18 protein-coding genes and 2 pseudogenes are annotated in these 23,651 nt (G+C 63.9%); 5 read left to right on the top strand and 15 right to left on the bottom strand.

Annotated features, from left to right (window positions below; genetic code table 11):
• The first annotated feature begins 258 nt into the window (after nucleotides 1-258).
• Both ACEN42_RS39100 and ACEN42_RS39095 read left to right on the top strand, forming a co-directional pair.
• On the top strand, nucleotides 259-432 hold the full coding sequence (locus ACEN42_RS39100; RefSeq protein WP_371884440.1) for a hypothetical protein: 174 nt from the start codon (nucleotides 259-261) through the stop codon (nucleotides 430-432).
• A 329-nt stretch (nucleotides 433-761) separates the two neighbouring features.
• Nucleotides 762-947, top strand: a pseudogene (locus ACEN42_RS39095) (IS66 family insertion sequence element accessory protein TnpB); the annotation flags it as partial.
• A gap of 5 nt (nucleotides 948-952) precedes the next feature.
• Here ACEN42_RS39095 and ACEN42_RS39090 read toward each other — a convergent pair.
• Both ACEN42_RS39090 and ACEN42_RS39085 read right to left on the bottom strand, forming a co-directional pair.
• Nucleotides 953-5,062, bottom strand: a complete 4,110-nt coding sequence (locus ACEN42_RS39090) for a CheR family methyltransferase (RefSeq protein WP_371884439.1) — start codon at nucleotides 5,060-5,062, stop codon at nucleotides 953-955.
• A 105-nt stretch (nucleotides 5,063-5,167) separates the two neighbouring features.
• The gene (locus ACEN42_RS39085) at nucleotides 5,168-5,590 is read right to left on the bottom strand and encodes a response regulator (RefSeq protein ID WP_371884438.1); all 423 of its coding nucleotides are present in this window, start codon (nucleotides 5,588-5,590) and stop codon (nucleotides 5,168-5,170) included.
• Between the two features lie 157 nt (nucleotides 5,591-5,747).
• Here ACEN42_RS39085 and ACEN42_RS39080 point away from each other — a divergent pair, with 157 nt between their 5' ends.
• The gene (locus ACEN42_RS39080) at nucleotides 5,748-6,851 is read left to right on the top strand and encodes a chemotaxis protein CheB (RefSeq protein ID WP_371884437.1); all 1,104 of its coding nucleotides are present in this window, start codon (nucleotides 5,748-5,750) and stop codon (nucleotides 6,849-6,851) included.
• A gap of 615 nt (nucleotides 6,852-7,466) precedes the next feature.
• Here the strand turns inward: ACEN42_RS39080 and ACEN42_RS39075 are convergent.
• The 5 genes and pseudogenes from ACEN42_RS39075 to ACEN42_RS39055 form a co-directional block, all read right to left on the bottom strand.
• Nucleotides 7,467-9,013: pseudogene (locus ACEN42_RS39075) on the bottom strand (response regulator); the annotation flags it as partial.
• A 77-nt stretch (nucleotides 9,014-9,090) separates the two neighbouring features.
• Complete coding sequence (locus ACEN42_RS39070; RefSeq protein WP_371884436.1) at nucleotides 9,091-9,453, bottom strand: hypothetical protein; 363 nt, start codon at nucleotides 9,451-9,453, stop codon at nucleotides 9,091-9,093.
• A gap of 70 nt (nucleotides 9,454-9,523) precedes the next feature.
• Nucleotides 9,524-10,393, bottom strand: a complete 870-nt coding sequence (locus ACEN42_RS39065) for a glucose 1-dehydrogenase (RefSeq protein ID WP_371884435.1) — start codon at nucleotides 10,391-10,393, stop codon at nucleotides 9,524-9,526.
• 302 nt (nucleotides 10,394-10,695) lie between these two features.
• The gene (locus tag ACEN42_RS39060; RefSeq protein WP_371884434.1) at nucleotides 10,696-10,983 is read right to left on the bottom strand and encodes a hypothetical protein; all 288 of its coding nucleotides are present in this window, start codon (nucleotides 10,981-10,983) and stop codon (nucleotides 10,696-10,698) included.
• Nucleotides 10,984-11,015: 32 nt separating this feature from the next.
• Nucleotides 11,016-11,225 carry a hypothetical protein gene (locus ACEN42_RS39055; RefSeq protein WP_371884433.1) on the bottom strand — a complete coding sequence of 70 codons (210 nt, stop codon included), beginning with the start codon at nucleotides 11,223-11,225 and terminating at the stop codon, nucleotides 11,016-11,018.
• Between the two features lie 214 nt (nucleotides 11,226-11,439).
• Here ACEN42_RS39055 and ACEN42_RS39050 point away from each other — a divergent pair, with 214 nt between their 5' ends.
• Nucleotides 11,440-11,574, top strand: a complete 135-nt coding sequence (locus ACEN42_RS39050) for a hypothetical protein (protein WP_371884432.1) — start codon at nucleotides 11,440-11,442, stop codon at nucleotides 11,572-11,574.
• Nucleotides 11,575-11,631: 57 nt separating this feature from the next.
• Nucleotides 11,632-14,136, top strand: a complete 2,505-nt coding sequence (locus ACEN42_RS39045) for an ATP-binding cassette domain-containing protein (protein WP_371884431.1) — start codon at nucleotides 11,632-11,634, stop codon at nucleotides 14,134-14,136.
• Here the strand turns inward: ACEN42_RS39045 and ACEN42_RS39040 are convergent.
• Genes ACEN42_RS39040 through ACEN42_RS39005 form a run of 8 tightly spaced genes read right to left on the bottom strand, consistent with a single transcriptional unit; the run spans nucleotide 14,133 to nucleotide 23,008 of the window.
• Nucleotides 14,133-15,113 carry a UDP-glucuronic acid decarboxylase family protein gene (locus tag ACEN42_RS39040; protein ID WP_371884430.1) on the bottom strand — a complete coding sequence of 327 codons (981 nt, stop codon included), beginning with the start codon at nucleotides 15,111-15,113 and terminating at the stop codon, nucleotides 14,133-14,135. The genes ACEN42_RS39045 and ACEN42_RS39040 overlap by 4 nt on opposite strands.
• Nucleotides 15,114-15,140: 27 nt before the next feature.
• Nucleotides 15,141-16,103 carry a glycosyltransferase family 4 protein gene (locus ACEN42_RS39035; RefSeq protein WP_371884429.1) on the bottom strand — a complete coding sequence of 321 codons (963 nt, stop codon included), beginning with the start codon at nucleotides 16,101-16,103 and terminating at the stop codon, nucleotides 15,141-15,143.
• Complete coding sequence (locus tag ACEN42_RS39030; RefSeq protein ID WP_371884428.1) at nucleotides 16,090-17,163, bottom strand: glycosyltransferase family 9 protein; 1,074 nt, start codon at nucleotides 17,161-17,163, stop codon at nucleotides 16,090-16,092. Before ACEN42_RS39030 ends, ACEN42_RS39035 begins: the two co-directional genes overlap by 14 nt.
• The gene (locus ACEN42_RS39025; RefSeq protein WP_371884427.1) at nucleotides 17,160-18,212 is read right to left on the bottom strand and encodes a glycosyltransferase family 2 protein; all 1,053 of its coding nucleotides are present in this window, start codon (nucleotides 18,210-18,212) and stop codon (nucleotides 17,160-17,162) included. The genes ACEN42_RS39030 and ACEN42_RS39025 overlap by 4 nt, the downstream gene beginning before the upstream one ends.
• Entirely contained in the window at nucleotides 18,209-19,954 is a 1,746-nt protein-coding gene (locus ACEN42_RS39020) for a carbamoyltransferase (RefSeq protein ID WP_371884426.1), read from the bottom strand. The genes ACEN42_RS39025 and ACEN42_RS39020 overlap by 4 nt, the downstream gene beginning before the upstream one ends.
• Before the next feature lie 2 nt (nucleotides 19,955-19,956).
• Nucleotides 19,957-21,132: a glycosyltransferase family 9 protein gene (locus tag ACEN42_RS39015; protein ID WP_371884425.1), complete on the bottom strand. Its 1,176-nt coding sequence runs from the start codon at nucleotides 21,130-21,132 to the stop codon at nucleotides 19,957-19,959.
• Complete coding sequence (locus tag ACEN42_RS39010; protein WP_371884424.1) at nucleotides 21,129-21,728, bottom strand: D-glycero-alpha-D-manno-heptose-1,7-bisphosphate 7-phosphatase; 600 nt, start codon at nucleotides 21,726-21,728, stop codon at nucleotides 21,129-21,131. Before ACEN42_RS39010 ends, ACEN42_RS39015 begins: the two co-directional genes overlap by 4 nt.
• Nucleotides 21,725-23,008 carry a glycosyltransferase family 4 protein gene (locus tag ACEN42_RS39005; RefSeq protein WP_371884409.1) on the bottom strand — a complete coding sequence of 428 codons (1,284 nt, stop codon included), beginning with the start codon at nucleotides 23,006-23,008 and terminating at the stop codon, nucleotides 21,725-21,727. The genes ACEN42_RS39010 and ACEN42_RS39005 overlap by 4 nt, the downstream gene beginning before the upstream one ends.
• Nucleotides 23,009-23,651: the final 643 nt, after the last annotated feature.

The following is a 23,651-nucleotide window of genomic DNA, read 5'->3' as shown; positions in this document are numbered from 1 at the left end:
GCCGCGCGCCGGTCATCGTGACTGCGCGCTTCCCTCACTCCGATGCAGACTCACGAGTTGATATCCACCGCCGCGGTGCGGCTCCGCTCGATCGTCACTTGCAAACAATTCTCGATACGGTGTGCTAAAGCTCGCGCTTACGCATGACCAGCATCGTCTCGCGCGACTGAGGACTTTTCCAACGAGCGACTCGGAATACGGCGGAAACCACACGACGAGCGAGATTTCCGTTGAGAAGGGGCGAAACGCGGATGACCTTTGGTCGCGTTCGTCGCCCATTTTGCGAAGGACATCGTCGAACGCCATTTCCATGTCCTCGCCGATCTCGTCAAGGACTCGCTTGATGTTATCGCGCGGCGGCAGATGAAACCCGAGCATGCGCAACGCGAGCGCGATGACGGAAATCGGCGACACCCGAAGGCTTTCACGTAGGGTCAATTGCCGAACGCGAGCACACTGCGCAGGAAGTTGGTCCAGTCCTCGAGCGGTGGCGCGAACGCGCTTACCCTGAATACGTTCCCGGGCCCCACCTTGTTCGCCGCGCACATGATCAATTCGAACTGGGCCCGCCGAGTCCGCACGGCAAATGCTTCGTCGCCCGGGCCGATGACGAAACTGGACCACGCTTTCCGGGAGACGAGGCTCAGATGACCTGAGCAGTAATCCTTCGCAGCGGCGAGCTTTGTCGTTCTTCATATTTTCCCATAAACCCCTCACGGTTGATGTCCAACCTTTGGGGTTCACAACTTGCGGACGCAAACATGACCCCAGACGACCTTGATTTCCTCCCTCTCAAAGTCACGCATATCGATGAAGGCGGCCGGCGCTGCCTTGATCAAGAGGACAAGCGCCGGCTGATCGAGGCGTGCCGAAGACCAGGGGCATCGGTGTCCGGGCTGGCCCTTAAGGCTGGCATGAACGCCAACCAGTTGCGCAAAACGGTCCAGCGCGTTCAACCCTCCGGTCGTAGCTTTTGGACAACGTCAGCCAGCGCCTGGAGATTGAATGGCTTCGAAAGGCAGGCGTCGCAGCCGGCCTCACGCGCAAGCGCCTCCTCTTGCATTACAGGTCGACCACTCACCGCTACTATCGGAACACCGGAGCAAGTTTGCAGTTGCCGCAGTCGCGCGACAAGTTGGTAGCCGTCCATATCCGGCAAATTCAGATCGGTGACGATAACGTCGAACTCGGACGCTTGCGCCGCGCGTAACGCCTCGGCTGCGCTCGGCGAAGCCGTAACCCGTGCGTCGTACAGGGAAAACAGCTCTGCCATCGCCTGCAACGACTCTTCGGAATCCTCGACTAGCAGCACGCGGGCCCCCGCGAAGATCGAAAGGTTTGCCGGCTTGTCACCGGCTTGCCGATGAACGAACGAGGTCTCGGCCGGAAGCAAGACGACGAAGCGAGCGCCTCGACCCTCGCCTTCGGAAAATGCCTCGGCCTTTCCGCCGTGCAGGTGAGCCAGTTGGCGCACCAGAGATAGACCGATGCCCAATCCGACAGCTCGCGCACGCGGGGGCACGTTGGGGGCTTGCTGGAAGATATCAAAGATCGACTCAAGCAGATTGGGAGCGATGCCGACGCCCGTGTCGGCCACCTCCAGACACACCTGATTCGCTTGGTGCTGCAACCGGATGGTGACTGTTCCGCCCGGCGGCGTGAACTTCAATGCATTGCTGAGCAGATTCCAGACGATCTGTTCCATGCGTATGGCATCGGCCTCGATAACGACCGGTGTCGACGGAATGTGCACCTGTAGCTCGATCTTGTTTGCGGCGAAATCGTCGCGTACCGCCTCTGAGATCGACCGAACGACATTCGTCAGATCCGTGGGTGCGAAGCGTAGAGAAAGCTTGCCTGTCTGAATTCGCGAAAAATCGAGCAGGTCATCGATGATCTGCGCTTGCCCGAGCACTGACTTCTGGATCGCATCGGCGACTTCGCGAACACGGCTGATGTGTCGCGCTTCCGGAAGACGAGCGAGGATCTCCGCTTTCATATGGATGAGATTGAGCGGGTTTTTCAGTTCATGGGACAGCACCGCAATGAACTCATCTTTCAACCGGCTCGATTTTCGAATCTCGGTGTAATCGGCACGCTGCCGCGCCAGCACAAGGTCTCGCTTTCCCTGTACCAGCTTGCGTCTCGTCGCATCGTGAACGATCTTGGCAAAGCCGGAAAACCCGGGCACATCGATGCGACTCAGCAAGCCGCTGCAAAAGACGCGCTCACCGCTTTTGGTCGCGTGCCAGCGCTCGTCTTCGGCTCGGCCGTTATGGCGGGCTTTGTCGCGCTCGCGCGCCGGTACGCCAGCCGCGAGATCTTCAGATGTAAAAATTGCGTCTAGGGGGCCGCCCAGCATCTCGTTGGCCTTGTAACCGAAAATGCGACTCGCGCCTGCGTTCCAGCTGACCACTACGCCATCGTCGTCGAGGACAGCAATGGCGACGTCATGCGTCTCCTGTGCAGCGAGCTTGAGCCTCTCTGCGCTCGCGCGCGCCTGGTTTTGAGCGGCTTTCTGTTCTGAAATGTCGATCAGTGCGAGCACGGCCCCATCGATACGATCATCGTCGGTGCGATACGGAAGGACCCGGGCGAGGAAGGTGCGACCGTCCTTGCTCCGCACTTCCTTTTCGATCTTCTTGAGCGTCTCGAACGCGGCGCGCAGATCGTCGATCATGTCCGGATAATCCAGTTTGTGCGTCAGATGCTGAAGCGGTCGACCGGTGTCACTGGGCAGGATGTTGAAAAGCGTGTCGGCCGGAGACGTGTACCGGTTTATGTTGAGCGTACGGTCGACGAACACCGTCGCCACGCCGACCAAGGCGATGAGGTTTTTAAGATCATCGCTCACGCGGGCGGCCTCCTGGACCTTCGTCAGGAGCTCCGAGTTCACCGTGACCAGTTCCTCGTTAAGCGACTGCAATTCCTCGCGGCTCGCTTCTAATTCCTCGGTTGCCGAGCGCAATTCCTCGTTCATGGCCTGCAGCTCTTCGTTCGATGCTCTGAGCTCCTCGGCCGATTTCTGCGCGTCGTGCAAGGAGTTGCGCACGCGGCCCTCGCTTCCCGCCAATGCATGCCTAAGCGAGTCCAGCGTCTCGTCGGCAGGCTCGCCGCTCGCCGCGGGATCGGCCGCCGGAAGTGGCGTCAAAGGGTCACATGTGAGGGAGATCAGATCCTCGTCCCGTACAGGGTCGTGGTAGGGCCAGAAAGACAGATTCACCGCAATCTCGCCTGATGCGGTCGAGAAAGGCAGCGCCTGTTCGTCCTGGCGTCGTCCGGTCGTGGCACAGCGCCGCATCGCTTGCCGGATGCGAGGATGGGCGTCTTCACGGGTGATGTCGAAGAGATTGAGGGCACGGGCACGCCGCACGTCCTCAGTCAGCCTATGGGCATTGGCGGAACGATGGACGATGGTGCCGTCGGTGCGTACCACAATGACTGGCGGCCCAAACAGGTCGAGCGATCGTGCCGGGTTGGGCGCTTCGACATCAATCGGTTGGCTGCTGATTGGCGCAGTAAAGAACGCTTGACCGCCGCCATCGTGCGGGTGCTGTTGAATGTTGACGTAGGTCGGCAAGGGATTGGTTGCGGCGCTTGGCACCACTCGGTAGATCTTCTTGTACTTATCCACCGGCGCAAAGAGCTCGTGGGCGAAGTCAGCCGATTCGGCCGAGCCGAGAAACAGCAGGCCGTCGGGGCGCAACGAGAAATGGAACGCTTCGAAGACGCGTCTCTGGGCGCGGCGGTCGAAGTAGATCAGGACGTTGCGGCAGGAAATCAGATCGATGCGCGAGAAGGGTGGATCGCGCAGCAGATTATGAGCAGCAAAGATCACGGTGTCGCGCAGCGATTTCACCAGTCGGTATCGGTTCCCCTCCTGGGTGAAATACTGCGTCAGACGGGCAGGCGACAGGTCGTTCGAAATGGCCGAAGGATAGCTGGCCGCCCGCGCGATGGCGATCGCGCGTTCATCGATGTCACTCGCGTAGACCGTTATCCTCGGCCGATGGGGCAATCGACGTACTGCTTCGTCCAGCAGCATGGCGATTGAAAAAGCCTCTTCCCCTGTTGCGCAGGCCGGCACCCACGCACGCACTTCGTCACGGTCCTTGAGGCTTTGTATGAGCTCCGCCGGCAAGGCTTTCTCGAGCGCATCAAACGCTTCGGGATCGCGAAAGAAGTTCGTCACGCCGATCAGCATGTCCGCCAGGAGTTTCGGCGTCTCGTCGACATTCTCGGTTAAGAAATTCTTGTACCCAGCCACCGACGTCAGCGCATTGACCTGCATGCGGCGCTCGATACGACGCACGATCGTGCCGCGCTTGTAGTTGGAGAAATCGTGACGGGTCCGGGCACGTAGCGTGTCCAGCACCTCGTCAATTGCATGGGCATCGGGAATGGGCGATTCGATGCTGCCGACCTCTTCATCGGGATCCGACGGCGCGGGCAAGGCGATTCTCGCCGCGCTTTTGACGAGTTCCAGAAGCCTGGGAAGGATCTGCGCTACCGGCAATACGAGGTCGACGTCCCCGGTTGCAATCGCGTTGCTCGGCATTTCGCCGTACTGCGCTTCTTCCGGACGCTGAGCGATGGTGATGCCGCCCCGTTCCCTGACGCGAGCAATGCCCACCGAGCCGTCTGCGCCTGAACCCGACAAGACGACGGCCACAGCGCGGGCACCGTGAGCGTCGGCCAGGCTACGAAAAAACACGTCGATGCTTGTGGGCGGCAGGCGCGGCGGTTCCGGGTCGCTCAGGCACAGGTGTCCATCGACCATGGATAGGAGCTTGCCGGGCGGAATGACATAGACATTATTTTTTTCGAGCGGCACCGGGGTACTGACTTGCCGCACGCGCAAGGGGGTCACGTTTTGAAGGACCTCGTGCGCGTGGCTCGTATGATCGGGCGACAGATGCAGGACCACCACGAAGGCGATGCCCGGCGCGGGTGGGGCAGTTTCGAAAAGCCGCAACAGCGCTTCGACGCCGCCAGCGGAGGCGCCAATTCCGACCACTGCAAAGTCGGGTCCCACGGGTTTGCGTTGTTCTTTTGGGGTCATATCGGTAGCCTATTTCCTCCGACCCACTGACGCGCATCAGATAAGATCAAGCCGGGCAACTCACGTTGAAGCGCCACGCACACAAAACACGGGGCAATGCCCCCATTAAAGCGCGGCGACGCGTGCAATGATATCCAGTAAAGGCCCGGTTCCCGCGCCTTTCTGACAAAAGGCGTCGAAGCCTGCCGCAATCCCAAGTGGCTGTACGGCTTGCTCGTCCATCGAGGTAAACGCGATGAGCACGGCTTCGCCGGCACCGTGAGCCGTACGCAGCATCGCGGCGAGTTGGAAACCATCGGGCGACGGCATATTGATGTCGAGCACCGCGATGTCCGGGCTCCACGATGCGATGCGTTCAAAGGCGGAGTGCCCATCGGATGCAAAACGGGTTTCATGACCCCCGAACGAGAGCGCAAGCGCCACGGCTTCAGCGCCAAGCGCGTCATCGTCGACGACCAGAATGCGTAGCGGACGGCGCGGGGACGCTTTCCTATCGGTCCAGATTCCGGTCCAAGTTCCGCTTTTCATGTCGGTTCAGGTAATTGCGTCGGCTGCGGTGCTCGCGCAAGCACCATTCCCAGGTTCGCTGCTTGCTGTCTAGGCCATGCGGTCCGGACTCCGGAACTGCAATGAAGATCCAAGGGCGGCGACCCGGCCCGCCGCAGCCACAGTCTGAAGGCACGCAGTGCATCACGATCAGCCTATCGAGAATCGGATCGTCGCGGTCGGTACGTCGCTGGGCGGTCTCGACGCACTTCGCACGCTGCTGTCGTCACTGGCGACGGATTTTACCGCTCCGGTCTTGATCGTCATGCATATTGGCGCGCATCGCAGTCTGCTGCCTGAGCTACTGGCGCCGGTTTGCTGTTTGCCGGTTGCCCATGCGATAGACAACATTCCGCTCGAACCGTCGCGGATTTATGTCGCACCCTCCGATCGGCATATGCTGGTTCATGATGGGCGGATACGGCTGAGCGCTGGCCCGAAAGAAAATTTCACGCGTCCCGCCATTGACCCGTTATTCCGCTCAGTGGCCGTCGAGTATGGCGCTCGCGCCGTCGCAGTGGTCTTGACAGGGGACCTTGACGACGGGGCGGCTGGCGCTGCCGCGGTCAACGCCTGTGGCGGTCGTGTCATCGTACAAGCGCCGCAAGACAGCGTCGCCCAGTCAATGCCGGCCTCCGCGCTTCGCGCGGTCCCGGCCGCTACGGTGGCGTGCCTTGACCGGCTTGCGCAGGCCATCGTTGACGCGGTTCACCAACCCATAAAAGGAGGCCCCATGAGCGCCGATAAGCGACCGATCGAGATCGAAGCGCAGATCGCGCTCACTGGTGTCTCTTCGCCCGCACTGCTCGATCAGTTGGGCAAGCGCAGCACACTCACCTGTCCGGACTGCGGAGGTATCGTTTGGGAAGTAGGCGGTGCCGCGCCCCTTCGCTACCGATGCCATACCGGGCACGCTTTCACAGAAGCTTCGCTGGACGCCGCGCAAGAGGCGGATCTTGAAGATGCGCTGTGGGCGTCGGTGCGTCGAGTAGAAGAACGCGCGGCGCTCGCCGCCAGCCGCGCTCGTGCAGCCGAAACACAGGGCGATGAAGCGCGCGCGCAATCGGAGCACGCGTTATCCGAAAAATTGCACAGGCTCGAAGGGTCCCTGCGAGAATTCATCATGGGAAGCGCCAGGGCAGAGGATGATCAGACATTCGCGGTTCAGAAAACTGCAAGCCTTCGCACAAAGGGTGCGGCGGATGGCTCCGCAGTTCGTGAAGCCCGACGTGAAGACCAATAAGAACGACATGGCGGATGCAGAAGCGATCTGCGAGGCAGTACGCGTTCCGCTTATTGATCCAGCGCTTGACCGATCATCCGAAGGAACTCGATCGGCACGTCGAAGAGCTCGAGACGCAGATCAAAGCTTGGCATCATGCCAACGACGCCAGCCGAAGGATTGCATAGATTCGCGGGATCGGCCCCATCACAGCCAGTGCGCTCGTGTCCCAAATGACGCCGGCAAGCTCGCGTGCAACGGCGATGATTGCAACTTGCGCGCTCTCGCGGCGACACGTGCTTGCGAACATTGATGGTCCATGGGGCGCGCGCAGTCGTTCGCTACCTGGCCGATAACGATGATTCGTTCTCCGGCCTGCCTCGCCGTCTCCCGACGCGGACAGGCGGCCGGACTGGACCTGATACTGGCAGCGCTGCCGCCTGCACCTGCCACGTCGCCTAAACGAAATGTGACCGCCTATGTGGGGTCGAAGGTCACGCGTACAAGGTGTCACCGCCGCGGCCAGTTCGCCGCGCCAGTTGTGCCGCTCGTGCATGATGCACGGCAACTTTAACCATGTCGTGCTATTGCGAACGTGTACTTCTGCTCGTGCCGTCGGTCGTCGTGGACTGGCCATCACCGGCGGGACGGCTCGCGTGCCGGTCTGCTGACCGGCTGCAGCGCCATGCGCAACTGATCAAGTGTGAAGGGCTTGCGCAGCGCCGCCCATTCGTATCCGAAGCTCTCGTCGTCCGGCACAGCGTTTCCTGAGGCAAAAATGATCCGGAGCTCCGGACGGGTGGCAAACACGCGTCGTGCCAGTTCGGTGCCTGACATATCTGGCATGACGACGTCAGTGAACAGGACGTCGAAGTCGTTCTTTCCGTCAAGCGCGTTCAGCGCCTGCGCCGCGCTTGCTGCGCGCTGCGGACGCATCCCGATCAGCATCAGCAGTTCGCAGGTTGCGTCGAGCGGCGCGGCATCGTCGTCCACGACCAGGATGCGCAGGCCGTCCCCATCTCCAGCTGTCCCGGATCCGTCGCCAGCGCGCGTGCCGGCCGCGCCGGCTTCGCTCGCTTCGACGTCGCTGGTGCCGAGCTCCTGCCGCAGCTTGTCGGCGAGCTGCCGGCGGCTGTATGGCTTGCTCAGCAGTTCGACGCCCGGATCCAGTCGGCCGCCATGCACAATGGCATTCTGCGTGTAACCCGAGGCGAAAAGAACTTTCAGCCCCGGCAGCATCTCGACTGCCCGACGGGCCATTTCGGGGCTGCGCAGCAAGCCGGGCATTACCACGTCCGTGAACAGCAGATCGATGTGCACGCCGCTTGCGACCACGGCCAACGCCTGCTCGGCGTCGTTGGCCTTGAGCACCGCATAACCGAGGCCAGAGAGGAGTTCGACGACGGTCGACTGGACTCTCAAATCGTCCTCCACGACGAGAATCGTCTCGTTGCCGTGCCTGAGGCTACCGCTCTCCGAGCGCCCGCCGCAGCAGGTCGTCGAACGACCGGAGCTGACGCGCAGGATTGGTAACGACCCGGAGCGAGGGGTTGCTGGCGACCGAAGGCAAGCAGCTGTGATCCAAGCTTTGGCGCCGCGGTCGACGGCGTCAATCGCATTACCAAGCCGCTCGGCGCTCCAGTGGTCGCGGCCATGCCGGCTTTCGAGCAGTTCGAGATTGCCCCGCAGCACCTGCAGAACATTGTTAAAGTCGTGCGCCACACCGTCCGTCAGTTTGCCCAGCGCTTCCATCTTTTGCGCCTGGAACAGTTCGCTTTGCGTTTGCTCAAGTAGCTCGGCTGCTCGCCGTCGCTCGGTGATATCGCGGGTGACTTTCGCAAACCCGACGACCTGGCCATCCTCGTAGACGGCGTCGATGATGACGTGCGCGAAAAAGCGGCTACCATCGCGCCGTACGCGCCAGCCTTCAGCCTCAAAACGTCCCTCGCGTCTGGCTGTCTCCAGTCCCTGAAAAGGGACACCCGCTGCTACATCGTCGGGGGTGTAAAACCGGGAAAAGTGCGAACCGATGATCTCGCGTCGGTGTATCCCTTGATCCGCCGCGCGCCTGAGTTCCAGCTCGTGACGCGCCCGTCCGGCGAAATCATGAAAACGGCATAGTCGGTCACGCCCTGAACCAGCAGGCGGAAGCTCCGTTCACTTTTGAGCACCGCGTCGTGGGCTCACGACACCGAAGCCGCGCTCGTGGTGCTGAAGACGCTCGAGGACGTGCTCGGGGCCATGTACGCGCAGCGCGCGTTCATGAAGGGCTGCATCGAGCGGTTGAGGCGCGCCGCCTGAGCGCGGGCCGGTGCGCCGCATGCGTTGCACGCGGGGCACCCACGCCGCCATACTTGAAGGCGGCGATGCGCTCGCGCATGCGGGCCGGCACGAGCGGATTCACGCTCGGCGTGCGCGCCGCGCGCACCTTGCGGCGCGGATGGCGCAGCAGCGAGGCCCGCACGTCGTTAGCGAATCGTTGCAGGGCGTCGGTCGAGCCGCTCACGCTCATGTACGCTTCCTGTCCGATTTTGCCGTCGAGCAGAACCGTCATCCCCGATTTTCGGGCCATTCTCAACATGTCGGATTTCATGATTTCATGGGCCTTGGTGCCTTCTTTCACCGCGTCGGCTCCGCCGGACCCTGCGGAGCCCTTCGTACTTTCAATTGAGCATTCGCTATGCCGCCCGGCACTAGATGATGGGCTTGCCGCCCGTCACGGCGACCGTCGCGCCCGATATGTAACTGGCCTCGTCCGACGCGAGCATCACATAGGCGGCAGCCAGCTCGGCGGGCTGGCCGGGGCGCTTCATGGGCGTCTGCTTGCCGAAGTTCTCGACACTCGATGGCGGCATCGTGGACGGTATGAGCGGTGTCCAGATCGGTCCCGGCGCCACGCAATTCGCGCGGATGCCGCGCTCGGCAAGCAACTGTGCGAGCCCGCCCGTGAAGTTCTGGATGGCGCCCTTGGTGCTTGCATATGCGATCAGGCCCGGATTCGGCGCATCGGCGTTGACGGACGTCGTGTTGACGATCGCCCCGCCGGCCTTCATGTGCGCGAGCGCCGCTTTGGTGATGCGGAACATCGCACCAATGTTGGCTGAGTAGGTCTTGTCCCATTCGTCGTCGCTGATGTCCTCGAGCTTGTCGTAAGTCGCCTGATAGGCCGCATTGTTCACCAGCACGTCGATTCGGCCGAACGTCTCGGCCGTTTTTTCGACGATCTGCCTGCAATGCGCGCGGTCGGTGATGTCGCCGGGCAGAAGCAGCGCCCGCCGTCCCGCCTGCTGGACCCAGCGCGCGGTTTCCTCGGCGTCGGCGTGCTCGTTCAGATATCCGATGGCGACATCCGCGCCTTCGCGCGCAAAGGCGATCGCCACCGCCCGGCCGATGCCGCTGTCCGCGCCCGTGATGAGCGCCACCTTGCCCGCCAGCCTGTCGCTGCCCTTGTAGCTTGATTCGCCGTGATCCGGCGGCGGGTCCATCGGGCCGGTGAATCCGGGACGATTGTCCTGCTGCTGCGGCGGCAGGGGCGGGCGAGGGTATTCTGTAGGTGCGGTCATGAGATTCTCCTGGATGACACTGCAAGGTCAGGCGGCGGTCTCGAGCACGGAACCCGCGACGGCTTCGCTCGCTCCTGGACGAGTGCTTTCATGCTCGACCGCTGCTGATTGCTGACGGGGAAAAAGACGACCGCTTGCGCGGCCACGTCATGGGTTTAGCATTGGGTGTTCCCGAAAGCCGGCAGAGTGCGCTGTCGAGCCCGGAAAGTTCGGAATCCACGCCTTCTACACGTGCCTGGACGAGTACTCACGGTTGCAGTTCAAGGACGTCGCATGTAGCGGACGCCCATGAGACCGGCGCATCATTGGCCCGGTGTCTGAAGTTCGGTCATGACCGTCTTGCGAAGCCGGTGGAGCGCCCCCAGACTGCTGATCAGATTGTTCAGCAATGTTTCGGAGTCTCCGGTGTCATGCCCGCTTTGCCGCAGCCATTGCAGGCGCAGACGCTGTTCCGTGATGCGCAGCGCGCATTCGACGATGAACTGATCGAGCCTTTCGAGTTCGGCCTGTACCTTGTAGCGCAGCATGGCGTCGCCCGCTGACGGTCGCGGCACTGGGGCTGGATTGACGGTTTCGTCCTGATTGTCCATGGTGTGATGAGCCGGAAGTTTCAGTGCGGCGCCTATGCGTTTTCCGCGAGCCGCAACGATGATGCAAGAACCTCGGCGCTGATATTGGTCAGGACGCGCGCGTGGCCGGCGATGGGCGATTCGGCCGATGCCATCGTCGGCATGACGATGTGGCTCTGGAAGGTCACTTTCGGGACGTCGGCATGCCGACGGTAGCGCTTGGAAAACCGCGCGTTCCGGAATGATCTCGACAAGGTGAACATGACCGCGTCCGCGATTCGCGCACAGCTTGGTTTAGCATACGCTGGTTGGCATCCGCCGGTTATTTTTTGACTGCGCCAGTCCGCGTGAGCCGCCGCGCGCCTGACGCCCTTTGCGAACGGAACCGGCCATGAGGACTCTGCCTGCTCCGGTCTGGCGCGAGCTTTGCTCCGGGACACGGACGCAACGCCAATATCGATCGAAGGAAAGGACCAGATGAACTGCATTTTCCGAACCGTGACGATCGCAGCGCTCGCCGTTGCCTGCATGGCGGACGCGGCGGGTGCACGGGCGCAGCAGAACGGCGCGTCGCACTCTGTCGACGCCAAGCGCAAGGACTGGAAGGAGTGACGGCGCGGGTCTCCTCCGGCAAGGTGCGCGCGGCTCGCGGTCGTTTCGGTGCCGCTGATGCTGAAGCGCGTCATCGACGAGTTCAGTCATCCGGCCGCAAGCGTCGTCTTCCCCGTCTTCCTGGTGCTCGCGTACGTGCTGATGCGCTATCTCGGCGACGTGCTGAACGAGGCGCGCGACGTGGTGTTCAGCATCGTCACGCAGCGCACGGTGGCTTCATTTACCGAGCGAACCTTCGCACATCTGCATGCGCTGGGCGCGCGTTTCCATGCGCAGCGCGAGACTGGCGCGGTGGTGCGCGACGTGCAGAAGGGCGCGGACGGCATCGGTTTTCTGCTTGGCACCTCGCTGTTCACCATCGTTCCGGTGCTGATCGAAATCGGCACCGTCGTCGCCGTGATGGTGCGCTATTACTCGCTCGAATTCATGGCGATCATCGGCGTGACCTTCGTGCTGTACTCCGTGTGGACGATCATCTTCACGCGCTATCGCATGCGCTTCCAGCGCGCGGTCAATACGCTGGAGGCGCAGTCCGACAGCCGCCTCGTCGACAGCCTGCTCAATTACGAGACCGTGAAGTTCTTCGCGAGCGAAAGAACCGAAACGCGGCGTCTCACGGGCGTGCTCGAGGAATGGGTGCATGCGCGCGTTGCCAATCAGCGCGCGCTCACGCTGCTGCACGTGGCGCAGAGCACCATCATCGCGCTGGGCATCGCTGCGGTGATGCTGCGCGCGGCGCAGCATGTGGTCGCGGGGATGATGAGCGTCGGCGATCTCGTGTTCGTCAACGCGTATATCGTGCAAGTGGTCAGTCCGCTCAGCACGCTCGGATTCGTGTTCCGAGAGACCAACGACGCGGTAGTGAACGTCGAGCGCATGTTCGGCATTCTGCTCTCGCGCGGTCGCGTGCGCGAGGACGTGGACGAGCCGCGGGCGCGGCCGCTCGTCGTCGCGGCGGGCGAGATCGAATTCGATCACGTCGAATTCGGCTACGACCCGGCGCGGCAGATCCTGCGGGATGTCGATTTCCGCGCGCATCCGGGGAAGAAGCTCGCGGTGGTCGGCGGCAGCGGCTCGGGCAAGTCGACGCTCGTGAAACTGCTTTTCAGGCTCTATCAGCCGACCGCGGGCGCGATCCGCATCGACGGACAGGACATCGCGCAAGTGACGCAGAACAGCCTGCGCGCGACCATCGGCATCGTGCCGCAGGATACCGTGCTCTTCAACGATACGATTGCCTACAACATCGGCTGCGGCCGCCTCGACGCCACGCGTGCGGAGATCCTGCAGGCCGCGCGTGCCGCGCAGATCGACGGCTTCATCGAGCGCCTGCCCGATCACAACGACACGCGCGTCGGCGAGCGCGGCGTGCGGCTCTCGGGCGGTGAGCGTCAACGCATCGCGATCGCGCGGGCGATCCTCAAGAACCCGCGCATCATCGTGTTCGACGAAGCGACGTCCGCGCTCGACACGCGTTCCGAGCGGGCCATCCAGAACGAGCTCGACCGGCTCGCGAAGGGGCGCACGTCGATCGTGATCGCGCATCGTCTGTCGACCGTCGTCGATGCGGACTGGATTCTCGTGATGGAGCACGGGCGCATCGTCGAGCAGGGACAGCACGACGAGCTGCTCGCGCGCGACGGCGTGTATGCGCGCATGTGGTCGCTGCAATGGCAGCAGGGCGAGCTGGAGCACGCGCAGCGCAAGGTGTCCGCGCAAGCGATGGGACTCCATGCGCTCGTTGCCGGGGTGGTCGATGCGTTGCATGACGAGATCTCCGCGCGCGGCGTGAACCTTTATACCGTCATCACCGAGCCGGGCCTGCGCGTCTCGGGCGATGCGAGCGTGCTGCAGCAGATCGTGGCCGAGATGTGCCGTGTGCAGATGCGCGCGACGGTGCGTGGCGAGCGGATCGAGTTGCGCGTTTTTCGCGAGAACAATCATGCGAGCCTCACGGTCATCGGACAGCGCGAAACGCCGGCCGAGCTTTCCTCGCAGCAGATGCGCCGGCTCGAAAAGGCGCTCAACGAAACGGGTGGCAGCTTCGCGGCGCGCTACGTCGACCGGCACGTCGCTTATGTGGCGACGATGCCGCTGCGTCCGGTGCTCGACGAGCCGCAAATCTCGGAGACGGCGCACCGCGACGCGCTGAAGGGCGTCACGGTGATGCTGCTCAACGATCAGGAAGAAGCCCGCGATGCGCTCGAGTCCGTGCTCGAAGCGTTCGGCGCACATGTCGTGTCATGCGCATCCGGCGATGAAGCCCTCGCGCGCCTGCATGGCCTCGCCACCGTGCAATGGCCGGATGTCCTGCTCTGCGATATCGCGCTCGGCAGCGAGCAGGACGGCTACGAAGTCCTGCGGCTCATCCGCGACCAAGAGGCGAGCCGCGGCGCGACGCTCGCCGAGCGCATGCCCGCCATCGCGCTGACGGGCCACGCGCAGGCCGAAGCGCGTACGCGTGCGCAGGCCGCCGGCTTCCAGGCACGTCTGACCAAGCCCGTGCCCGCGCCGAAGCTGATCGCGACGATCGGCGGCGTGACCGCGCGCACGTCATCCTAGACGCCGTGCGCGGCGCGCGACTCGGCCGCTTCGATGACGCCGCGAAAATGCTGTACCGTGCGCCGCAGTCCTTCGTCGAGCGGCGTCGTCGGCGCCCAGCCGAGCGCATTGCGCGCGCGCGAGATGTCCGGCTGGCGATGCCACGGGTCGTCGAGCGGCAGGGGCTTGAAGACGATCTCCGACGACGACCCCGTCAGTTCGATGATGCGCCGTGCGATCTCCAGCATCGAAAGCTCGTGCGGATTGCCGAGATTCACGGGCCCCGTGAGTTCGTCGGGCGAGTTCATGAGGCGAATGAAGGCATCGACCATGTCTTCGACATAGCAGAAGGAGCGCGTCTGCGAGCCTTCGCCATAGACGGTGATCGGCTGCCCGGACAGCGCCTGCATCATGAAGTTGGAGATCACGCGACCATCCGACGGGTGCATGCGCGGCCCGTATGTGTTGAAAATACGCGCGATCTTGATGGAAAGGCCGTGCTGCCGCCGGTAATCCATGAAGAGCGTTTCGGCGCAGCGCTTGCCTTCGTCGTAGCAGGAGCGCGGACCGATGGGATTCACGTTGCCCCAGTACGCTTCCTGCTGAGGATGCACGCGCGCGTCGCCATACACTTCGCTCGTCGATGCCTGAAGAATCCGCGCATGAACGCGCTTGGCGAGGCCGAGCATGTTGATTGCGCCGTGCACGCTCGTCTTGGTGGTCTGTACGGGATCGTGCTGATAATGAATCGGCGAGGCCGGGCACGCGAGGTTGTAGATCTCGTCGACCTCCACGTACAGCGGAAAGGTGATGTCATGGCGCATCAGCTCGAAGTTCGGGCTGTCGAGCAGATGCGCGATGTTGTCCTTCGCGCCGGTATAGAAGTTGTCGACGCATAGCACGTCGTGGCCCCGCGCGAGCAGGCGCTCGCACAGATGCGAGCCGAGAAAGCCCGCGCCGCCCGTCACCAGAATGCGCTTTCTGAAGGCTTCTTTCATGTCTTCCCGTCCCCTTGATGAGGGTTGTCAGCTGCACACGTAGTGCAAGGTTTCGTCCCAGTCACGGGCGAAGCGCGCGATGTGGAATCGCTCGAGCGCGGTGCGCCGCGCGCCCTCCCCGAGACGCCGGGCTTCGGCGGGATCGCCCAGGAGGCGTTGCATGGCGTCGATGAGCGCCTGCGTATCGGTATGGATGTAACCGCTCTCCCCATTGCGGATCACGGTGGCGAGCTCGGTCGTGGCGAGGCCGATGACCGGCATGCCGATCGTCATCGCCTCGACGACGGCGAGTCCGAGACTCGTCCAGCGGATCGGATGGAAGAAGAATCGATAGCGCGCGATGAATCCCGCAAGATCCGGATTGCCGATCTCGCCAATGCCGCCCGCCGACTCCGCATCCATGCCAACGAGATCGAGCGGCACGCGGGCGGCGGCGTGCGCGTAGACATCGGGGCTGAGCCGCCTGCCCCGCTGGCGCAGATGATTGATCACCGCGATGCCGCGTTCGAGCTCGCCGCTGTAGCGCACGCCATCGGGCACGAGCACGCCGTGCTCGATCACGCGCGTGGGCGTCTCGCCGCTGTCCCACATCAGCCGGTTGAAGTGGGTGACGTGCACGAGCAGGGTGTCGCGCTCCTGAACCCAGTGCCGTTGCTCGAACGGATTCTCCAGCGGCGGATCGTGCTCGACGTAGATGCGCGGCAGGCGCCGCTGGGCATCAGTGAGCAGAGTGAGGCGGTCGTCGTCCCATTGGCGTTTGTGCTGGAAGAGCACGACATCGAACGATTGCGATGCAACTTCGCTTGCCGGCATTTCGTGCACGTTCGCGCCGAAAGGCAACGCGCCGGCCGTGCCCGCGTAACCCGGCGGATAGCCCGGCCGCGTGACGAGATAGAAGTCGTGCGGCGCCTGGCTCAGGTAGTACAGGTAGTTGCCGTGAATGTGCCACGTGAGCACACGCAGGCGGCGCCGGGAACTAGTCGTGGGCATAGTGAAACATCTCCTCTGCGACGGTCGATTGAAGCTGGGAGAAGGCCGCATCGAGCACGGCCTCCACGCTCACATTGAGCGCGCATTCGTGGCCGTAAGGGCAGTCGCGGAATGCGCAGGGGCGGCATGCTGGCCAGTCCGCCAGCACACGATGCCGCGCATGGTCGAGCGGCGCCCAGCGGCGCGTGTCGCTCCCCGACGCGATCACGACGCTCGGCGTGCGCATGGCCGCCGCGACATGCGAGAGCCCGGTGTCGTTGCAGACGATGAGCCTTGCCCGCGCGACGAGCGCCGCCAGCGCGCCGAGCGACGTGCGCCCCGCGAGGTCGATGGCGTGCGCGCCGGCGCCGCGGAGCACGCGGGCCGTGAGCGCCGCCTCGCTCGCGCTACCGGTGACGGCGATCTGCCAGCCTGCATCCGACAGCGCGCGCGCGACCACGCCGAAGCGCTCGACGGGCCAGCGCCGCGAAGGCAGTTGCGCGCCCGGATGAACGAGCACGAGCCGCTCGCATTCGATCGCGCAGCTGTGGATCAGTGCGTTGCATTCACGCTGGTCATGTGCGGTCAACGGGATTTCGAGGCCGAGGTCGCCCGCTTCGATGCCGAGCCGTTCCATCAGCGCCGTATAGCGCGCAGGTTCGGGCAGCTCGTCCGGCCAGGGCATGAAGACCCCCCGGCGCGTCGGCTGGGTCGGCTCGACGAAGCCAGCGTTGAAACGCGCGCCCATCCCTTCGATGATGTCGTTCGCCAAGCCGCCGCTGCCATGCAGTTGAATCGCGAGATCGAAGCGCCGCTCGCGCATGGTACGCAGAAAGCCCGGCAGATGCGCATCGGTTTCTTCCTGTTCGGGGAAGCCGCTCGCGCCTGGAAATATGATCAGCTCATCGAGCAGATGCGCGTATCGCTCGACGAAGCCCGCCGCCCACGGCAGCCCCACGAGGGCAATGTGCGCCTGCGGATACGCGCGGCGCAATGCCCGCAACGCGGGCACGGCGCACAGCATATCGCCGAGCTGTAGCGCCCTGAAGACGACGATGCGTTCGATCGGCTCGATGTTCATAGGAAGAACACCCTGAATCTGAACGCGCCGCGAATGCGCCAGTAGATCGACAGATACGGGATGATCGCGGACGTACACAGCATCTCCGCGATATGCGATGGCGTGCGCGCTGTCGTCTTCAGTCGTCGCGTGGCGAACCAGATCGTCATCGCGGCCCACGCGAATGCCGCTACGGCCGCCAGGCGCAAAGCGCCTGTGGCGAGCGATACGATCGTGGCGAGGATTGCAACAAGCATCGCGTAATAGAGCAACGGCGGACGGCGCCGGATGCGCGCACGAAACAGCACGGGATGCTTCTTGAAAAGCAGGGCGTCGAACTGGCTCTTCTTCTGCTGCGAGATGCTCACGCCCCAGCGCGCGGGGCGCACGGGATGCAGCACCTTCGCATCCTCGGCACCCGCGATGACGAGTCCCGCCTTCAACAATGCGAACTGCAGATCCGAGTCCTCGCGCCATGCGGACGTGAAGCGCGCATCGAATCCGCCCGTGCGTTCGAGCGCGGCGCGCGTGACGAACGTATTCGCGGTCGCGAATTCGGCACGGGCGAGGCCGGCAGCATCGAGTTCGTAATCGGTCGGGCGCGGACCGAGCGGCACGACGATGCGGCCCGATACCGCGTCCGCACCTGCATCGAGCGCGCGCATGCCGTTCGCGAGCCATTGCGGATCGGGAATGGTGTCGTCGTCCGTAAAGGCGATGCGCCGCGCAAGCGATGCGCGCCAGCCCGCGTTACGTGCGCCCGCCGGACCCTGTGTCGCCGTGACGGGCACATAGCGGATCCGCGGCCCGTACTCCGCATGCGCTTGCGTCAGGCGCTGCACGCACGCCCTCGTCGCATCTTCGGGGCCGTCGTCGCATACGATGATCTCGTAGCGCGCCGCATCGTACGCCTGCGCGGCGAGCGCGCGCGCGCAGCGTTCGAGCATCGCGGGACGGCGATATGTCGGCACGATCACGGATACGTCCGGAATGAAATCGCCGCGTGGCGTGGTGGGCGCATCCGTCGCGCTCAGCTCGCGGTTTTCGAAAAGGCCGGCGTAGGTGCTCATGCGCGCGGCCCCGTTTTTTCGACGAGGAACGGGCCGATCACGAGCGCATCGAGCGGCGAGGTCCAGAACGATTCGAGCGCATCGCGCGGCGTGTTGACCATCGGCTCCCCGCGCGTGTTGAACGACGTGTTGACGAGCACCGGCACGCCCGTGCGCGCCTTGAACGCGGCCAGGAGGTCGTAGTAGAGCGGATGCTGCGAGCGGTTGACTGTCTGCACGCGCGCGGTGCCGTCGATATGCGTGACCGCCGGAATGCGCGACTTCATCTCGGGACGCACGTCGAACACGAAGAGCATGAAGGGCGCCACGCGCGCATCGACGAACCAGTCGCCCGCGTGCTCTTCCATCACGACCGGCGCGACGGGACGGAAATCCTCGCGATCCTTGATCTCGTTCAGGCGCGCCTGCATCGAGGCATCGACGGGCGAGGCAAGGATCGAGCGTGCGCCGAGCGCGCGCGGTCCGAACTCGGTGCGTCCCTGATACCAGCCGATGACGCGGTTCTGCGCGAGCAGATCGGCGGTTTCACTGGCGACGTCGGCAAGCCTGCGATACGGCGCGCGCGTCCATTTGAGGAACGCCTCGATCTCATCGTCGTCGAATGCCGGCCCGAGATACGCATGATCCATGCGCCACTTGCGGCTGCGATCGCCGGCCTTCGCGCGCTCCCGATAATCCGTCCAGAGCGCGGCGCCGAGCGCCGTGCCGGCATCGCCCGCTGCGGGCTGCACCCACACTTCCGCGAACGGCCCCCGATCGCGCAGGCGCGCGTTCATCACGCAGTTCAGCGCGACGCCGCCGGCCATCGCGAGATTCGGCAGGCCCGTGCGCGCATGCAGCCACTTCACCAGTTCGAGCGCGGTCTCCTCGAGCACGACCTGCAGCGAATGCGCGATGTCGAAGTGATGCTGCGTGAGCGGACCGCCACGCTCGCGCGGAGGACCGAAGCGCTCGACGAGGCGCGGCGCATCCACGGTATAGCTGCCGTCGTTGCAGTACTTCACGATCTCGCGGAACCGATCCACATACGCGGGCTTGCCGAACGATGCGAGCGCCATCACCTTGTACTCGTCCGACGAATGCAGGAAGCCGAGATAACCGGTCACGGCTTCATACAGCAGGCCTAGCGAATGCGGCAGCTCGACCTGCTTGAGCCGCATGTATTCGCCGTTCACGAACTGGCCGAGGCTGGTCGTGACGCCTTCGCCGCGTCCGTCCATCGTGAGCACGGCGGTGTCGTCGAAGGGCGCGGCGAGAAACGCGCTCGCTTCGTGACAGAGATGATGATCGACGTAATGCCATGCGAAACGCGGCGCGCGCCCGCCGCTCGCAAAGCGCCGCTTCAGATGATGCGGCGCGCCATCGAGCAGCTGTCGCTTTGCATTGACGATATAGCTGAGAAACAACGGGTCCCACGGCGACTCGGATGGGTTGCTGCTCACGTGCTCCGACGGCACGAGGGGCAGTGCGATGCTCGCCTTCGGGTCCTTGGGCATACCCGAGAAAAGCTGCGGATCGTATGAATAGGCGACGTGGTCGACGTCGGCGAGCTCGATGCCCGCTTCCTTCAAACAATAGTCGATGGCATCGAACGGAAGCTGCCATGTCGAGAACGGCACGGGACGCTTCGCATGCTTGACGTGCGTGAAGCGCTCGTCTTCAGCCGCCGCGATGACGACGCCATCCCTGACGAGCGCCGCTGCGCTGTCGTGATAGACCGCATTGATTCCCAATGTGTACATGACTAAGAGGCTCGTGTTGTCGTGTTGATGGGCGATGGTTGTGCGTTGCTCAGTTCCAGCGCGGCCGCGACGACTTGCTCAACGCCGACGCCGCGAAGGCACGCGTGATGGCCTTCCGGACATACGCTGCGATAGCACCAGCGGCAGGGCACGTCGTGAGAGAGCACGCGATGCAGGGTCTGCCACGGCATGTGCTGTGGATTCGTGAGCGCGTAGAGATCGACGACAGGCGTGCCCAGCGCCGATGCGAGATGCACCGGTCCGCTGTTGTTGGAGATGAGCAGGCGGGCGCGCTGAATGAGCGCCGCCAGCTCGCCGAGTTCGAGTGCGCCGGAGAGATCGATTGCATGAGGGCTCGGGCCGCACGCTTCGCGGCATAACGCACTCTCGCCGCGCGAGCCGGTCACGAGCATCGGCCATTGAAGCTGCTGGCCCAGATGTTCGATCGCCTGCGCGAACCGCTCGGCGGGATAGCGGCGGGATTCGGCGCTCGCGCCCGGATGCACGACGATGAACGGCGCGTTCACATCGACGTTGCGTGCGAGCAGCTTGTGCGCGAGCGTCGCCGCATCGTCGGCACGCACGGTGAAGCGCATGCGGATATCGGTGGCTTTTGCGCCGACCTGAGCGACCAGCGCGAGCTGTCGTTCGACTTCATGCCGCGTGCCGTGCTGCGGCTCCGTTTCCTGCACCCAGTCGGTCAACAGGCCATACGGATTTTCACGGCAGTGCGCGAGCCGCAGCGGCACGCCCGCGAGATGGCAGAGCATCGCGGCGGGCAGAGGATTCTGGCTGTAGACGCTGAAGATCACGGCGGCGTCGAACTTTGCCGCGGCAAGGCGTGCGCGCATGGCGAGATCGGCGAGCGCATCGATGGGTGCATCCTGCTTGACCCACGGCGCGTCGTATTCGATGACGTCGTCGATCGCATCGATGAACGGCGCCGCGGCCTTGCCCGCGCGCGATGCAAGCAAGGTCAGATGCCGTCCAGGCTGCGCTGCGCGCAACGCGTGCAGCGCGGGCGTCGTCATCAATACGTCGCCGAGATTGTCGAGCCGGATGCACAGAATGCGCTTCACATTCGGGCCCCATTCGCGGGCCTGGTTCGCTGCGCTCTTGCGCGCGTGCGCCTCGATGACGGGCGGCAGTGTCGTGGAATTGACTGGATCGCGCTTCATGCCGGGTGCTCCGTGATGCGCGCCGGCGCCTCGACGATCGCGCGCGCTGCCTCGTGCAAGTCCTTCACGACGATATCCGGCTCGCGCCCGGCGCCCGCCAGCCATTCGGTCTCGTTGCCGTTGTCCACTAGCACACTGCGGCAGCCTGCGCGATGCCCCGCTTCCACGTCGTCGAGCATGTCGCCGATGAACCAGCTTCGCGCGAGATCGATGCCGTGCTCGCGTGCTGCGCGCAGCAGCATGCCGGGCGCGGGCTTGCGGCACTCGCAGCGCCGCGTGTATGCGGGCACGATGCCTTGCGGATGATGCGGACACCAGTACACGCCCGCGAGCTCGGCGCCGGCTTCCTTTACGAGCGCACGCAGGCGCGCTTCGACCGGATCGAGCGCTTCCCGGGTGAACTTGCCGAGCGCCACGCCGCTCTGGTTGCTGATCACGAACAGCGGTACGCCAAGCCACGCGAACACGCGCAACGCGTCGAACGTGCCTGGCGCGAGACGCATCCTGCGCGGATCGACATTCCAGGGCAGGTCGTCGAGCAAGGTGCCGTCCTTGTCGATGAAGATCGCGGGGCGAAGCGATTTCATGATCGTCATAGCGAGGCTCCGCCCATCGCGATGCCCATCGTGACGCGATTGGCCGCCCGCGCTTCGTCGCCGCTCAGGCGCGCATAGACCCGCGCGAGCGTCTGCGCGACGCCGGCCCAGGTGAACATAGCGTTGGCGCGCGCGAGGCCCGCTTCGCCCATCCGCTGCGCGAGCGTCGGATCGTGCTTGAGCGCGACCAGCGCATGGGCCAGCGCCGAGGGGTCCTTGGGCGGCACCAGCAAGCCGGTTTCGCCATGCGCGACCGAATAGCGGATGCCGCCGACATCGGCGCCGATGACCGGCGTGCCGCAGGCCATCGCCTCCAGCGGCGTGATGCCGAAGGGTTCATACCACGGCGTCGTCACGAAGACATCGGCCGCGTTGTAGAAGTGTTTGAGTTCGGCGCGGCCATGCCGGCCGACGAAATGCACCTGCTGCTCGATGCCGCACTCGCGCGCGATGCCGCGCAGCCGGCCGATTTCGGGCGTGGCGATCTCATTGGGTTCGTCGGAATTGCCGCCCACCACATAGAGCTCGGCACGTTCGCCATGCGCGGCGAGGCAAACGCCCAGCGCACGCACGACGTTATCGATACCCTTGCGCGGCACCATGCGCCCCAGTTGCAGCACGATGAAGCGGTCCTGTGGCCAGCCGAGGCGCGCTCTGGCGCGTGCCTTGTCGAGCGGATGAAACTCCGTGCGGTCGAAGCCGCACGGCACGAGATCGATGCGTGGGGGGTCGGCATCGTAGAGGTGGATCAGGTCGTTCTCGTCCTGCGGGCATTCGGCGATCACCGAGTCGGATCGCCGCACGAGTTCGTCTTCGATAGCGAAGCGGGCATCGGGAAAGCCGTCCGACTCGCCCTGATGCAGGCGCCTCACGCGCCCAAGCGCATGAAAGGTGGTGACCAGCGGCACACCGAGCGCGTCCTTGATGCGCAGGCCGACGAGGCCCGACATGAAGAAGTTCGCGTGCACGATCGCATACGGGCGGATTTCCTTCTTCATGAAACCGATCATGAAATCCGCAAACGCGTCCATGTGCGGCAGAAGCTGTTCCTTGGGCAGTTGCACGGGCGGTCCTGCCGGCACGTTGATCACGCGAATGTGCTCGAAGCGCGAGACGAGCGGCAGCAGCGAGCGATCGCAGCGCGTGAAGACATCGACATCGTGACCGATGCGCACGAGCTGGCGCGCGACATTCGCCACATAGATGTTCTGTCCGCCGCTGTCGACGCCGCCCGCTATCGCCAGCGGCGAGGCGTGTTCACTGATCAAAGCGATCTTCACGAGAGCCTCCCTGTTATTTGATCCGCATGGGCGTGTACCTGGCAGCGACCGGCTGGATCAGTAACGGGAGTTCAGCATTCACCGTGCCACTCGTTGTGCCGACCGGACGAATCACGAAACGAATTGCGGTTCGTCGCGCATCGAACCAAATTTCGTTATACGTTTGTCGGTGGAGGTAGGCATATGCCAAGGCTGCGCGGCGCCGTGAGACCGGCCCGCGGTCGTCGCCGCCCGGTGATCGCCGAACGGCAACTCAGGAAGACGAAGGTATCCGCGCACCGCGAAGGCAGCCGGCCTATGCCGGCTAAAGCAGTTGTTTCCAGTGATATCACGGACAGTGCTTCGGGCGATCCGTGTCCATCTCGCCGGTCTTGTTCGCTTTTAGCAGGCCTCGCCGTGAATTACTGATCTCAGCCGTGAACCCATGACGCACCCTCTCGACCCGAGGTTCGACCGGATCAAGAAAATGTCGGCGCAAGCATGGGACATCGTCGCCCTTTCGCGTAGGGCGGATGGAACTACCGCGGCAGCCGTTAGGATCCCGATGCTGCTCGTCTCAGTCTCAGTTGCCATCGCTGGTCTCGAGCAGGATCGGCTCCCGGGTGGAAGGAAAGCATGGCTGCGAGCAACGCTGATCCCTTGC

Origin of the sequence: Caballeronia sp. S22, from assembly GCF_964261745.1 — a bacterium.
Lineage (GTDB): Bacteria > Pseudomonadota > Gammaproteobacteria > Burkholderiales > Burkholderiaceae > Caballeronia > Caballeronia jiangsuensis.
The sequence above is the reverse complement of the archived record's forward strand: the minus strand, read 5'-3'. Positions and strand labels throughout refer to the sequence as shown.

Bases quoted from the DNA above. Each gene is read 5' to 3' on its own strand.
- ACEN42_RS39090 (WP_371884439.1), bottom strand. From the start codon at position 5,062: ATGACCCCAAAAGAACAACGCAAACCCGTGGGACCCGACTTTGCAGTG.
- ACEN42_RS39085 (WP_371884438.1), bottom strand. From the start codon at position 5,590: ATGAAAAGCGGAACTTGGACCGGAATCTGGACCGATAGGAAAGCGTCC.
- ACEN42_RS39065 (WP_371884435.1), bottom strand. From the start codon at position 10,393: ATGACCGCACCTACAGAATACCCTCGCCCGCCCCTGCCGCCGCAGCAG.
- ACEN42_RS39060 (WP_371884434.1), bottom strand. From the start codon at position 10,983: ATGGACAATCAGGACGAAACCGTCAATCCAGCCCCAGTGCCGCGACCG.
- ACEN42_RS39055 (WP_371884433.1), bottom strand. From the start codon at position 11,225: ATGTTCACCTTGTCGAGATCATTCCGGAACGCGCGGTTTTCCAAGCGC.
- ACEN42_RS39050 (WP_371884432.1), top strand. From the start codon at position 11,440: ATGAACTGCATTTTCCGAACCGTGACGATCGCAGCGCTCGCCGTTGCC.
- ACEN42_RS39045 (WP_371884431.1), top strand. From the start codon at position 11,632: ATGCTGAAGCGCGTCATCGACGAGTTCAGTCATCCGGCCGCAAGCGTC.
- ACEN42_RS39040 (WP_371884430.1), bottom strand. From the start codon at position 15,113: ATGAAAGAAGCCTTCAGAAAGCGCATTCTGGTGACGGGCGGCGCGGGC.
- ACEN42_RS39035 (WP_371884429.1), bottom strand. From the start codon at position 16,103: ATGCCCACGACTAGTTCCCGGCGCCGCCTGCGTGTGCTCACGTGGCAC.
- ACEN42_RS39030 (WP_371884428.1), bottom strand. From the start codon at position 17,163: ATGAACATCGAGCCGATCGAACGCATCGTCGTCTTCAGGGCGCTACAG.
- ACEN42_RS39025 (WP_371884427.1), bottom strand. From the start codon at position 18,212: ATGAGCACCTACGCCGGCCTTTTCGAAAACCGCGAGCTGAGCGCGACG.
- ACEN42_RS39020 (WP_371884426.1), bottom strand. From the start codon at position 19,954: ATGTACACATTGGGAATCAATGCGGTCTATCACGACAGCGCAGCGGCG.
- ACEN42_RS39015 (WP_371884425.1), bottom strand. From the start codon at position 21,132: ATGAAGCGCGATCCAGTCAATTCCACGACACTGCCGCCCGTCATCGAG.
- ACEN42_RS39010 (WP_371884424.1), bottom strand. From the start codon at position 21,728: ATGACGATCATGAAATCGCTTCGCCCCGCGATCTTCATCGACAAGGAC.